The 13451-nt window shown below is 33.9% G+C and carries 15 protein-coding genes; 7 read left to right on the forward strand and 8 right to left on the reverse strand.

The genetic code is table 11. The annotated features are described in order from the left end of the window. The first annotated feature begins 1 nt into the window (after position 1). The 5 genes from E0I61_RS04370 to tsaB all read left to right on the forward strand — a co-directional run bounded on the left by E0I61_RS04370 (position 2) and on the right by tsaB (position 6008). Positions 2–1267, forward strand: a complete 1266-nt coding sequence (locus E0I61_RS04370) for an ABC transporter permease (RefSeq protein WP_131990247.1) — start codon at positions 2–4, stop codon at positions 1265–1267. 43 nt (positions 1268–1310) lie between these two features. Then, a complete protein-coding gene (locus tag E0I61_RS04375) occupies positions 1311–2426 on the forward strand; it encodes an efflux RND transporter periplasmic adaptor subunit (RefSeq protein ID WP_132069635.1) in 1116 nt (371 codons plus the stop codon). Between the two features lie 82 nt (positions 2427–2508). Further along, complete coding sequence (locus E0I61_RS04380) at positions 2509–3945, forward strand: TolC family protein (RefSeq protein WP_131990245.1); 1437 nt, start codon at positions 2509–2511, stop codon at positions 3943–3945. 6 nt (positions 3946–3951) lie between these two features. Next, the gene (locus E0I61_RS04385; RefSeq protein WP_132069637.1) at positions 3952–5256 is read left to right on the forward strand and encodes an efflux RND transporter periplasmic adaptor subunit; all 1305 of its coding nucleotides are present in this window, start codon (positions 3952–3954) and stop codon (positions 5254–5256) included. A gap of 83 nt (positions 5257–5339) precedes the next feature. Further along, positions 5340–6008 carry a tRNA (adenosine(37)-N6)-threonylcarbamoyltransferase complex dimerization subunit type 1 TsaB gene (tsaB, locus tag E0I61_RS04390; protein WP_132069639.1) on the forward strand — a complete coding sequence of 223 codons (669 nt, stop codon included), beginning with the start codon at positions 5340–5342 and terminating at the stop codon, positions 6006–6008. A gap of 8 nt (positions 6009–6016) precedes the next feature. On the opposite strand, the gene E0I61_RS04395 is transcribed toward tsaB, so the two are convergent. The 5 genes from E0I61_RS04395 to E0I61_RS04410 all read right to left on the reverse strand — a co-directional run bounded on the left by E0I61_RS04395 (position 6017) and on the right by E0I61_RS04410 (position 9280). Beyond that, entirely contained in the window at positions 6017–6844 is an 828-nt protein-coding gene (locus tag E0I61_RS04395) for a mechanosensitive ion channel family protein (protein ID WP_131990242.1), read from the reverse strand. Between the two features lie 107 nt (positions 6845–6951). Then, positions 6952–7629, reverse strand: a complete 678-nt coding sequence (locus E0I61_RS04400) for a hypothetical protein (RefSeq protein WP_205728736.1) — start codon at positions 7627–7629, stop codon at positions 6952–6954. Positions 7630–7783: 154 nt separating this feature from the next. Further along, positions 7784–7930, reverse strand: a complete 147-nt coding sequence (locus E0I61_RS16240) for a hypothetical protein (protein WP_165930172.1) — start codon at positions 7928–7930, stop codon at positions 7784–7786. Between the two features lie 129 nt (positions 7931–8059). Next, the gene (locus E0I61_RS04405; RefSeq protein WP_132069641.1) at positions 8060–8260 is read right to left on the reverse strand and encodes a dodecin family protein; all 201 of its coding nucleotides are present in this window, start codon (positions 8258–8260) and stop codon (positions 8060–8062) included. A 120-nt stretch (positions 8261–8380) separates the two neighbouring features. After that, positions 8381–9280, reverse strand: coding sequence for a NifU family protein (locus E0I61_RS04410; RefSeq protein ID WP_132069643.1), 900 nt, complete (start codon positions 9278–9280; stop codon positions 8381–8383). A 169-nt stretch (positions 9281–9449) separates the two neighbouring features. On the opposite strand from E0I61_RS04410, the gene E0I61_RS04415 reads away from it, so the two are divergent. Both E0I61_RS04415 and E0I61_RS04420 read left to right on the forward strand, forming a co-directional pair. Beyond that, positions 9450–10448, forward strand: coding sequence for a PorP/SprF family type IX secretion system membrane protein (locus E0I61_RS04415; protein WP_131990239.1), 999 nt, complete (start codon positions 9450–9452; stop codon positions 10446–10448). 20 nt (positions 10449–10468) lie between these two features. After that, entirely contained in the window at positions 10469–10987 is a 519-nt protein-coding gene (locus E0I61_RS04420) for a gamma carbonic anhydrase family protein (RefSeq protein ID WP_131990238.1), read from the forward strand. A 10-nt stretch (positions 10988–10997) separates the two neighbouring features. Here the strand turns inward: E0I61_RS04420 and murI are convergent, their stop codons facing one another. The 3 genes from murI to E0I61_RS04435 all read right to left on the reverse strand — a co-directional run bounded on the left by murI (position 10998) and on the right by E0I61_RS04435 (position 13427). Beyond that, positions 10998–11777, reverse strand: coding sequence for a glutamate racemase (gene murI / locus E0I61_RS04425; RefSeq protein ID WP_132069645.1), 780 nt, complete (start codon positions 11775–11777; stop codon positions 10998–11000). A 108-nt stretch (positions 11778–11885) separates the two neighbouring features. After that, the gene (locus tag E0I61_RS04430; RefSeq protein ID WP_131990236.1) at positions 11886–12386 is read right to left on the reverse strand and encodes an OmpH family outer membrane protein; all 501 of its coding nucleotides are present in this window, start codon (positions 12384–12386) and stop codon (positions 11886–11888) included. A gap of 21 nt (positions 12387–12407) precedes the next feature. Continuing rightward, complete coding sequence (locus tag E0I61_RS04435) at positions 12408–13427, reverse strand: OmpH family outer membrane protein (RefSeq protein ID WP_131990235.1); 1020 nt, start codon at positions 13425–13427, stop codon at positions 12408–12410. Positions 13428–13451: the final 24 nt, after the last annotated feature.

The following is a 13451-nucleotide window of genomic DNA, read 5'->3' on the forward strand; positions in this document are numbered from 1 at the left end:
TATGTTTGACAGAGATAAATGGAACGAAATTTTAGAGGCTTTAACGGCTAATACATTCAGGACGATTCTTACGGCGTTTGGTGTTTTTTGGGGAATATTTATTTTGGTAATATTACTCGCCGCAGGAAATGGATTGGAAAATGGTGTTAAAAAAGGTTTTGACGGAATTGCAACAAATACGATGTTTATGTGGTCGCAAACTACTTCGAAACCGTTCAAAGGATTGCCTGCCACCAGACAATTCGATTTTAAAAACGTTGATGTTACTGCTTTGAAAGAGAATTTTCCGGATTTATTATACGTTTCGCCTAGAAATCAATTGGGGGGTTTTGAAGGAGCAAACAATGTGGTAAGAGGGACAAAAACGGCAGCCTATACTATTTATGGGGATTATCCAGAGTTGATTAAGCAAGAATCGATGGATATCATAAAAGGGCGTTTTGTGAATCAGCAAGATATTGTATTGAAGCGTAAAGTTGCGGTTATTGGTCAAGGTGTAATAAACGAAATGTATGAAAAAGCAGAAGAGATTATTGGAACTTATATCAAGATAAATGGAGTTAATTTTATGGTGGTGGGTGTTTATAACTCTAAATCTAGAAATAATGGAGATGCTGAATCCGCTCAAAAAAATATTTTTATGCCATTTACTACTTTTCAGCAAGCTTTTAATTATGGGGACACAGTAGGATGGATGGCACTTACAGCTAATGATGATGCATCAATTACAGAGTTGAAACCTAAAATTCTAGACTTTATGAAATCCAGACATTCGATACATCCTCAAGATGACAGAGCGATTGGGAATTTTGATTTGTTTCAGGAGTTCAGCAAAATACAAGGCTTGTTTTTTATTCTAAAATTCATTGCTTATTTTGTAGGAACACTGGTGTTACTTTCCGGAGTAATTGGAATTTCTAATATCATGTTGATTGTTGTCAAAGAACGCACAAAGGAAATAGGAATTCGAAGAGCATTAGGAGCAACGCCGGGTGCCATTCGTTCCCAAATATTATCAGAAGCTATTTTTCTGACTATTATCGCAGGAATGTTTGGAATTGCATTGGCCACAGGATTATTAGCTGTTATCAATATGGTTTTAGAGTCGATGCCAAGTGAAGGAATGATGTTTGCCAACCCAAGTGTAGATTTGACAGTTGTTTTTATTGCTTTACTCATACTCATCGGTTCCGGTTTATTTGCAGGATTAATTCCGGCTCAAACTGCCATAAACGTAAAGCCAGTAGACGCATTAAGAACAGAATAAAATATCAATCAAAAATTATATAATCGATTAAACAATAAGCAAAATGAAAAAAGGATTAACCGTAACTATTTTAATTACAATCGCACTAGTGTTCTCCGGTGCCTTGTATTATTTGTATGCCAAGAATCAGGAATCTCCAGTTGTTTTTGAAACCGATAAGGCAGAAATAAAAACGATTGTGAAGAATACGATTGCAACCGGTAATATTGTTCCGGATGAAGAGGTGCTTATCAAACCTAATATTTCAGGTATTATTGAAGCTGTTTACATTAAAGCTGGGGAGAATATAAAAGCTGGCGATTTAATTGCAAAGATTAAAGTTGTTGCCAATGTATCTAATTTGAGTAATTCTCAAAACCAGGTTCAAACATCAAAAATTGCATTGGATAATCAAGAGAAAGTGTTTTTAAGACAAAAAACGTTGTTTGATAAAGGCGTTATTTCTGCCAATGATTTTGATGTGGCACAATTAGCATATAAACAAGCGAAACAGAATTATAGTGCATCTAAACAAGGGTATGACATTGTGAAAACAGGAACAACTTCAGGACTGGGCAGTTATGCCAATACTTTGATTCGTTCTACAGTAAATGGAATGGTGCTGGATGTTCCGGTAAAAGTAGGGAACCAAGTAATTGAAAGTAATAATTTCAACGAAGGAACAACAATAGCAAGCGTTGCCGATGTTGGGCGTATGATTTTCGTTGGAAAAATTGACGAATCAGAAGTAGGTAAAATAAAAGAAAAATTACCAATCGAAATTACAGTTGGCGCCATTGAAAACGAAAAATTCGATGCCATTCTACAATATATTGCCCCAAAAGGTAAAACAGAGAATGGAGCGATTCAATTCGAAATAAAAGCATCTTTGACCAACAGAGACGATACTTTTATCAGAGCAGGTTTAAGTGCAAATGCCTCGATTATTTTGGAAAAAGCGGATAAAGTTTTAGCGGTAAAAGAATCCCTAATTCAATTTGATAAAAAAACACAAAAACCCTATGTAGAGGTTGAAACCGGAGTACAAAAATTCACAAGAAAAGATTTAGTCTTGGGGGTCAGTGATGGAATTTATGTTGAAATTAAAAGCGGAATTAAAGCTTCGGATAAAATTAAAGTATGGAATCAAGGTCTAAAAAATGAAGAAATGAAACCTTAAAAATACACTCAAAAAAGAATTTTAGTTTTTAAAAAAATGTTAAATATGTGTAGTATCTTTGCTACACTTTCATTCAAAATATATGAAAAAAAATAGTTGTATCAGTTTCGTTTTTATCGTGCTGTTTGGTTTGTCCGTTCAGGGACAAACCAAAAAATGGACTCTGGAAGAATGCGTAAAATATGCCATACAAAATAACATCTCAATCAAACAATCCGAATTAGATTCTAAAACGGCAAACATTGATAAAAAAGGAGCTATTGGGAATTTCCTACCCTCGCTTAATGCCAGTGCTTCCCATTCCTGGAATATTGGTTTGAATCAGGATATCACAACCGGGCTTTTACAAAATCAAACTACACAGTTTACTTCTGCTGGGGCAAATGTAGGAGTGGATATTTACAAAGGTTTACAAAACCAAAATACATTGCGAAAAGCCAATCTTTCGATAATGGCGGCCAAATATCAATTGCTCAAAATGCAGGAAGATGTAGCATTGAATGTTGCTAATGCTTTTTTACAGGTGCTTTTTAACAAAGAAAACTTAAAAGTGCAAAAAGAACAATTGGGGATTAATGAAAAGCAATATGCACGCTCAGAAGAATTAGTTAAAGCAGGATCTATTCCACGAGGGGATTTATTGGACATAAAAGCTACTGTGGCATTAAACAACCAAAATGTTATTGCTGCTGACAATGCGTTATTAATTTCAAAATTAAGTTTGGCTCAATTGTTACAGTTGAAAGACTTTGAAAATTTTGATGTGGTGGATGATACCGATGTTAAAGATGAAAATAACATTATGGCACAAACACCAACTGCCATTTATGATAAAGCCAAAGAAGGTAGAACTGAATTGAAAATTGCCAGAACTAATTTAGAGATTGCACAGAAAAATGTAGCAATTGCCAAAGGAGCTTATCAACCTACTTTACAAGGTTTTTATAGTTTTAGTTCTAGGGTTGGTTATAGTGACAGAGTTGTGGGTTTTCAACCAAATACTTCAAATCCTACATCTGTAGTTGGGTATGTGGAAGGTACAAATCAAGATGTTTTACAAAATAATTTTTCTCCCGTATTAGGAAAAGCTTTGCCTTTCTTTGATCAATTTAGTGATAACAAAGGACATTCTTTTGGGGCTCAGTTATCGATTCCTATCTTTAATGGGTTTTCAGCCAGAAACAATGTAGAGCGTTCTAAAGTAAGTCTGGAAAGATCAAAAATTGCTGTAGAGCAACAAGATTTAGATTTACAAAGAAATGTTTTCACTGCATTTGCAGATGCGAAAGGCGCATTGAATGCTTATGAATCTTCGGTTGTGGCACTTGAATCCAGACAAGGAGCATATGATTATGCCAAAGAAAAATACGCAGTAGGTTTGATGAATTCTTTTGATTTTAATCAGTCACAAACCTTACTTACTAATGCACAATCAGATGTTCTTAGAACAAAATACGATTATATTTTTAAAATTAAAATATTAGAATTCTATTTTGGAATTCCCCTTATCAAAAACTAATTTATCATGTCAAAGAAAACAATTTATATCTTAATAGGTGGAGCAGTAGTAATTATTGTTGCGTTAATAGCACTTTCAAAATCAGGAGCTATCGGAAATAAGGACAAGGGAACTGAAGTTGAAATCGCCCAAGTTAATCCTGTAACTATTGTTGAAACGGTTTCGGCTACAGGGAAAATTCAACCAGAAATTGAGGTTAAAATTTCATCTGAGGTATCTGGAGAGATTATATCTTTAAACGTAAAAGAAGGACAAGTTGTAAAGAAAGGAGATTTATTGGTTAAAATAAATCCGGATTTGTATACTTCAGGCTACAATCGTTCGGTTTCCAATTTATCAGGAACCAGAGCAAATTTGAGTCAGGCGGATGCTTCGTTCAAGGAATCTAAATCAAGTTACGACAGAAATAAAACATTATTCGAAAAAGGAATTATTTCAAAGTCAGATTGGGATAAAGCAGTTGCCTCTTATGAGGTGGCCAAAGCAGCTAAGCAAACCGCTTATTTTAATGTTCAAAGTGCCTCGGCAACAGTAAATGAAGCCAAAGACAATTTAGGACGTACTACAATCTATGCGCCTGCGGATGGAACTATTTCGATGTTAAACGTAGAATTGGGAGAGCGTGTTTTAGGAACGCAACAGATGACGGGAACGGAGATTTTGAGAGTAGCTAACTTAAATAATATGGAGGTTGAAGTAGATGTCAATGAAAATGATATTGTAAAAATTAAAGTGGGAGATGAAGCGAATGTTGAAGTTGATGCTTATCTAAAAAAACAATTTAAGGGTGTTGTAACTAGTATTTCTAATTCGGCCAGTTCAGCTTTGACAGCAGATCAGGTGACTAATTTTAAAGTTAAAGTAAGAATCCTTAAAGAATCGTATCAAGATTTATTAGAGGGAAAACCGGATACATATTCTCCTTTTAGACCTGGAATGACTGCAACGGTTGATATCATTACAGAAACTAAAACGAATGTGTTGTCTGTGCCAATTAGTTCAGTAGTGGTAAAATCAGATACGACAGCTGTAAAAGAAATTAAAGTAGAAGATCCTAATGAAGAACAAAAAGGAGCTGCACCTAAAAGTGACAAAAAGTTTGAATGCGTATTTGTAAAAGTAGGCGATAAAGCTAAAATTAGAATCATCAAAACTGGAATCCAAGACGATACAAATATTGAGGTTTTAACAGGTCTTAAAAAAGGAGATGTTGTTATAACCGGACCTTATACTACCGTTTCAAAGGACTTAAATTCTGGAGATAAAGTAACGCTAAAAACGGACAAAGATAAAGCGGAAAGCAAAAAATAAAAATAATATACTAATATTTTAAAATCACAATTATGGAATATATTTCATGATTGTGATTTTCAAGTTAAAATAAAATCTAAAAATTGGAATACATTCTCAACATCGAAACCGCTACGAAAAATTGTTCTGTTGCTCTTGCAAAAGGTGGAAAAACAATTATATGCAAAGAAATTGCCGAAGAAGGCTATTCTCATGCAGAACGACTGCATGTTTTTATTGAGGAAATTATAAAAGAAGCGGGAATTACACTTAATGATTTATCTGCTGTCGCTGTGAGTCAAGGTCCGGGTTCTTACACCGGATTAAGAATAGGAGTTTCTGCAGCTAAAGGACTCTGTTATGCGCTGGATATTCCATTAATTGCGGTAGATACTTTACAAGCTTTGGCGTCACAGGTTACCATTTTAAGCGGATTAATCATTCCTATGATTGACGCTCGCAGAATGGAAGTATATAGTGCTGTTTTTGCTCCAAATTTGGAACGAAAAAGAGAAGTTCTTGCCGAAATAATTACGGAGAACTCCTTTGAGAATTTGCAGGGAACACTTTATTTTGTTGGTGATTGTGCTGAAAAATGCAAGTCGGTTTTGACCAAAGAAAATTATATTTTCCTTGACGAAATTGTATATCCTTCTGCCAAAGAAATGAGTGCAATAAGTTTTGATAAATTCAAAAAAAGCGACACTGTAGATGTCGCTTATTTTGAACCGTATTATTTGAAAGATTTCATGATTACGACTTCAAAGAAGTAATCTTTAAATTAAGAATTATCCTTAGCTGATTCTCTTACATAAGGCTGAGTCACAATTCCGGCGGCGTCAAATGCCAGCTTACAGCTTTCCAATGTATCAGCATAAACATCCCAGAAATCTTCATTTGTGGCCCATGGTCTAACGGCTAATTGTATAGCACTATCGGTTAGATTTTTTACAGAAACAACGGGTGCAGGAGTTTGAAGTACCTTTGGATTGTTTTTGAAAATAGCAGTAATTATTTCTTTTACTTTTTTAATATCCGTATCATAGGAAATAGCAATGGTCAAATCAGCTCTTCTAATTTTTTGCAAAGAATAATTGATAATATTTCCATTTGATAAAGATCCGTTGGGTATAAAAATAGTCTGGTTATTAGCCGTAATCAATTTGGTTACAAATATTTGAATTTCGCTGACAGTTCCGGTTACTCCTTGTGCTTCAATGGTGTCGTTTACCTTAAAAGGCTTAAAGAGAATTATCAGCATGCCGCCTGCAAAATTCGATAAGGAACCTTGAAGAGATAAACCCACTGCAAGTCCCATGGCACCAAGAATGGCAACAAATGACGAAGTTTCTATTCCCAGGTTTGAAATAAAAGTCACAAATAATAGTACCCTCAAAACCCAAAGTAGAATATCGGCAAGGAATTTAGTCAAGGTGGGGTCTAAGTCCCTTTTTATCATTAATTTTCTGATGAATCTATTGATCAGCCGAATGACATAAAGGCCAACAAATAAAATGAGAAAGGCAGAAATAATTTTTGGCGAATAATCAATCAATACCGTGATAAATGTATTGGCATAATCAGTTAACTGATTTGGATTTAAGTTCATTTTTTATCTAATAAAAAACCTTCCCAAAAGAGAAGGTTAAGTTTGAAGTGCAAAAATACAAATAAATTATTTTCTTATAAATTAATCTGCATCTTCTTCTGTTTTATTTATGTTTTTTTTGGGGTTTCAGTAGTATCGGCATCACCGTCATTTGCTAATGAGCTTGCTTTTTTAGCTACAGTTTCGACAGCGTCAGTAGCTGTTGTTTTGGTGTCACTTGCTATGTCTTCCACTTTGTCTACGGCTACGGCGGCTTTTTCTTTTACAGTTTCCATAGTATCCGAAACCATTGTTTTGCTATCACTTGCTATTTCTTCCACTTTGTCTACGGCTACGGCGGCTTTTTCTTTTACAGTTTCCACAGTATCCGAAACTATTGTTTTGCTATCACTTGCTATGTCTTCCACTTTGTCTACGGCTACGGCGGCTTTTTCTTTTACGGATTCTGCAGCGTTTCCTAAAGCATCACCTGCTTTGTCAGAATGCCCAGTGACAGTTTCTTTGGCTTGGTTAGCAAAACCTTCTACTTTATCTATAATTGGAGCAGCAGTTTCTTTTACTTTTTCAAATGTTTCTTCTACAAAAATTTCCGCTTTTTCAAGATAAGGAGTTGCAGTTTCTTTTGCTTTTTCAAATGTTTCCTCTGCAAATGTTTCTGCTTTTTCAAGATAAGGTGCTGCAGTCTCTTTTGCTTGTTCAAAAGTAGTTTCGGCTTTGTCAGCTAATTCGCTGGCAGTTTCTTTGGCTGAGCCAAATAAATTTTTAAAAAATGAAGATAGTCCCATGGTATTTTTATTTGATTAGTCTTACAATATTAAACAATTTTTTCTACGATTGCTTTATTAAATCATTAATAATTTGCTGGAAATCAGTATTTGGCATCAAGCAGGTCCTGTTTTGGCACAGATAAAACAGCATGTCCTTATTTATATAACGTGCTCATAAAAAAGGAAGGCTTGACGTTTTTTGGGTTTCGACCAAAACAATATTGGGAATGTACATGCTGTTTGTTTTTGCAGAATACTCTAAAGCCAATTCTCCACAAATAGCCAATTCTTTGTTTTGTTCCGAAAAGTTCAACCCCAAATTCATCCAGTTTGAGAATGCACGCGGATAATCGACACCAGCAAGTATTGCGACGAATAGTGGGAATTAGCTTCTAAAATTAATTTAAGCGTCTCAATTGAAACGCTTAAATTAATTAATAAAATTAATCTATTCGAGTTCGAAAGTTAATTTTAGGTTTACTCTGTATTCTGTGATTTCACCTCCACTTACAGCTGCACTGTGGTCTTTAACGTATACAGAACGTATGTGGTTTATGGTTTTAGCCGCCTTTGCAACTCCTTTTCGAGTTGCATCTTCCCAACTTATATCTGAACTGGAAAGCACTTCAATTACTTTTAATACTGACATAATTTTTATTTGTTAAGTTAAGGATTAAATATACCTATTTTATTTAAAATTTCAATTTAAAATGGTAATTATTTTGTATAACTATAACATTGTCAGCTTAATGTATGTTTTTAATTTTACTTATGCGTTTATGGCTTCCACTTTAATTCCTTCGTCATTCAGCATACTTTTCAGCATGTTTTCGATACCGCTTTTTAAAGTAAATGTTGATGAAGGGCAACCGCTACATGCTCCTTGAAGGATTACTTTTACGGTTTTGTCTGTTTCGTTATAGGAATCGAATGCGATATTTCCACCGTCAGCTTGTACGGCAGGTTTTACGTATTCCTCTAGTATGTTGATGATTTGTTGGGAAGTGACATCCAGATTATCAAACTCTTTTAATTTAGTATCCTCTTTTGCTGTAGCAGCTTGAATGAAATTTTCATCTAGAACTGTTCCTCCGTTTTCAATATATTGCTTAATGAAACTTCTTAATTCTAATGTTATTTCCTGCCATTCATTGATTTCATATTTAGTTACAGATATATAGTTTTCATCAATGAAAATTTCTTTTACATAAGGAAATTTAAAAAGTTCTTTTGCTAATGGAGATGCGCCTGTTTGATCAATATTTTTGAATTCGATAGCGTTCTTAGTCAACATTTTGCTCACTACAAATTTCAATGCCGATGGGTTTGGAGTGGTTTCTCCATAAACGGTCACAGGCTGTTTTTTGCCTTTGTTTTCATCAATAGCAACGATTGTTCCACCATTGTTTACAAATGTTTCCATTTGTTCTGCTACGGCATCTTTGACATCGTCCCATTCAACAATACTATATTTTTCGATTGCAATAAAATTTCCAGAAATGTAAATTGTTTTTACAAAGGGAAGGTGAAATAATTGTTGCGCTAGTGGAGACGTTTTAGCTTCATCAATGTTTTTGAATTCAAAACTTTCATTTTGAGTTATAAAATCTTGAAATTCAAACTTTAATATAGTTGGGTTTTGTGTTTCTTTTATGCTAACTTTGTTCATGACTTTTAAATTTTTACAAATTTAGTAAAGTTATTTTCTACGAATAACTATATTTGAGTTTTTAATGAATAAATTAACTTTAGTTTAATTTTTAGATAAGCTGTTTGTCTTTGTTTCCATAAAACTTTTATTAATTTAGAATTATTCATTCTTATTAAAAAGTAATTAAATGTATAATAAAATTAAATTTTTATCTGCTCTTTTTTTTATATCCTATTATTCCTTTTCACAGGAAGGAATTCCTGTTTATTCCGATTATCTTTCAGACAACTATTACTTAATTCATCCTTCTATGGCAGGTGCGTCAAATTGTGCCAAAATTAGGCTGACGGGTCGTAAACAATGGTTTGATCAGGAAGATGCTCCAGAGCTTCAAACATTAAGTTTTAATGGAAGAGTAGGTGAAAAAGCAGGTGCCGGAATTATACTTTTCAATGATAAAAATGGATATCATTCCCAAAAAGGAGTCAAATTTAGTTATGCCTATCACCTTATGTTTTCAAGAGATGAGGTCGATTTGAACCAATTGTCTTTTGGTATCAGCGCAGGATTAATTCAAAGTCAATTAGATGAAACGGAATTCATGCAATCAGGTGATTTTGACCCAATTATTGATGGAACTGTCGTACAAAAAGATTCTTATTTTAATGTAGATATTGGAGCGTCTTACAACTACTTGGATTTTTATGCTCATGCTACTGTAAAAAATGTCATAGAGACCAGAAGAGATATTTACACTGAATATGAAAGTGATAATTTAAGAAAGTACTTATTGAGTGCTGGTTACATCTTTGGGGACAGAGATAAAATATTATGGGAGCCTTCTGTTTTATTCCAAATGGTGGATCAAACTAAAGAAAAATCGATTGATATTAATTTTAAAGCCTATAAAACGTTAGATTTTGGAAAGCTTTGGGGCGGATTATCCTATAGAAGAAGTTTTGACGGTGCAGAATATATTGATGGAAATTCTGTTTCGAAACAAAAACTGCAATATATTACTCCAATAGTAGGTGTTAACTTTGACAGATTTATGTTTGCCTATACCTATTCTCAATTAACCGGAGCTGTTAAGTTCGATAATGGTGGCTACCACCAAATAACTTTAGGAATTGACTTGTTCTGTAAACCGGTAAAATACGATTGTTATTGTCCGGCAATTAATTAATAAATTATTACATTTTACTCATGCTAATTAAATCTGTTAACGGTAAGTCACCTTCAATTCCGGAGGATTGTTATGTAGCCGAAAATGCAACTATTGTAGGTGATGTTTCTTTTGGAGAAAATTGTAGTGTTTGGTTTAACGCCGTAATAAGAGGGGATGTAAATTTCATTAAAATTGGTAATAAAGTAAATATACAAGATGGGGCAGTTATTCATTGTACGTATAAAAAGCACCCAACAATTATAGGGAATAACGTTTCCATTGGTCATAATGCTATTGTACACGGCTGTACGGTTCACGACAATGTGCTAATAGGAATGGGAGCTATCGTAATGGATAATTGTGTGATCGAAAGTAATTCTATTGTGGCTGCCGGTGCTGTTATTACTCAAAATACAGTTGTAGCATCTGGTACGATCTGGGCAGGGGTCCCTGCTAAGAAAGTGAAAGATATTGATCAATCTGATTTTGCGGGCGAAATTGAACGCATTTCGAATAATTATGTAATGTATTCGAGTTGGTTCAAAGAAGAAGAGTGAAAAATCTAGTTTAAAAATCTATTTCTTCAACTGTGTATTTATTTTCTAAAATTTCAGTCAAAACTTTTGGATTTATATTTGTATAAAAAACGGGTTCACTGTTTTGTGTCGATGAAAAACCTACTTTGTCTCGTAATATATTTTGTGTTTGTTTGGCAACAGCTTCACCAGAATCTATAATTTGAATGTGTTCTGGAAGGATTTTTTTGATTTGTGGAATCAGATAGGGATAATGACTACACCCTAATACTAAATAATCGATGTTGGCTTCAATCATCGGAGTCAGGTAGGAGTGAAGCAGTTTAGTCATCTCTGGGGAATTGATATCCCCGTTTTCAATTAGCTGGACCAATCCGTGGCCCACTTGCTCAATTATTTTTGTGTCTTGGTACTTTTCTGTAGTCTTGTTGAAAAGTTCACTGTTCAGGGTTCCTTGTGTAGCCAAGATTCCTATTATTTGTGTTTTAGAATGCGTAACAGCCGGTTTTATTGCAGGCTCAATACCTATAATCGGAATGTCATATGTAGCTCTTAACTCTTGTATTGCATTAGTGGTTGCAGTATTACAAGCTATGACAATTAATTTGCATTTCATTTCCAGAAGAAAATCAGTATTTTTCATACTCAATGTAATAATCTCTTGTTTAGATTTTTGTCCATAAGGGGCATTTTTACTATCTGCCAGATATATGGTTTTTTCATTGGGTAGTAATTGATGGATTGCTTTCCAAATTGAAGTTCCGCCAATCCCTGAGTCAAAAATTCCTATAGGTTGATTATTGCTGTTCATAAAACAAAGTTACATGCTGAAATTTGAATTTCCTAAAATTTATTTTAAACAAAAAACTGCTCAAGCCTAAGATAAGGGTGAGCAGTTTTGTACGAGTATCGATTGGTTTTAGAAACCTAAATCTTTTTTTACATCCATAGTCAAGTTTGGACCGTCTGCAAGTAATAAAGAAGTACCATCTAATACATACTGGAACCCTTTAGCTTTTCCTACTTTTTGAATAGAAGCTCTTACTTTTTCCATTAATGGTTTTACGATATCAGATTCTTTTTGTTGCAATTCTTTTTGAGCATTGTCTCTAAAGTCAACAATTCTTTTTTGCATATCTTGAACTTCTTTAGAGCGCTCACCATTTATTGCTTCAGTAACTGTAGCAGCTTCAGCTTCGTATTTTTTCAATTTTCCTTGGTATTCTTCAACCATTTTTTTGTAATCAGCATCATACGTAGTACTCAATTTTTCCAATTGTTTTTGAGCATCTAGCATTGCTGGCATTTTTGACATAATTTCACTTACATCAACATGAGCAGTTTTTGCTTGTGCATTAATTGTTTGGTTTGCTCCTAAAATAAAAATGGCAGCAATAAATAGAGTTTTAATTTGTTTCATCGTTTTTAAAATATTTAATAATTAATTTTTGTTTGTATTCTCTTTTAATTTTTCTTCTTTAGCTTTTCTAATTGCTTCCCTGTCTTCCAGTGTTTTTTTTCTTTTTTCGTCTAATGCTTTCTTGCGATCCTCTAAAACTTTCTTACGATCTTCTAATGTTTTGGCTTTTGCGGCCGCTTGTTTTTGTTTGAGATCTTCAACTGCTTGTTTCGTGCTGTCTTTATCAGGATCGTTGCCAGTTACTGTTTCAGTGCCGTCTATTTTAACATTTGCAGAAACCGTGCCATTTTTTTTAGCCTCTCTGTCCGCTAAAATTTGTTTTCTTTTGTCATCAAATTCTTTTTTCTTTTGCTCCTGAAGCAATTTTCTATCAGCGAGTGTTTTATCTCTTGTAGCTTTTTTATCATCTAAGAGTTTTTGTCTCTCTACCAATGCTGGATTTTCGTCCAATGCATCTTCTTTGTTTTCTTTAGCTTCCTCTTCTTTTAATTGTTTTTTAGTCAACTGTTCTCTTTTTTCTGTCCTGTTCAGTGTGCGTAAAATTTGATCGCTTATATCAAATCTTTTTGCCGCAAATAACATGGTCAAGTCGGAAGTTTTGTCAAAGATAAAATCATATTTTAACCGTTCTGCAATATCTTGAACCGCAGTAAAAACTTGATCTTGTATTGGTTTTACCAAAACGGATTTTTGTATCATCAAATCTCCGTTGGCACCAAATCTTTTTTGTTGGTATTCTAGATTTTCGTTTTCAAGAAAATTAATTTCTGTTTCTCTTTCGTCAATTAGCTCTTTCGTCAATAAAGCTCTTTCTGCTTTTAAGGCTTCCTTCAATTTATTGATTTCAATTTTCTTAGTATCAATCTCCAGTTTCCATTTTTCAGCCTTTTGCTCTAATTGAGTCTTTGCTTCTGTATAATCGGGTACATTTTGTAAAATGTATTCCATATCAATGTAGCCTAGCTTAGTTCCTCTGGTTTGTGCGTCAATTGTTTGTACAATGACTAATACTAAAAATAGATATAAAAATTGTTTTCTCATAACGTTACTGTATTAGAAAATTTA

The organism is Flavobacterium ranwuense (assembly GCF_004349315.1).
Taxonomy (GTDB): Bacteria; Bacteroidota; Bacteroidia; order Flavobacteriales; family Flavobacteriaceae; genus Flavobacterium; species Flavobacterium ranwuense.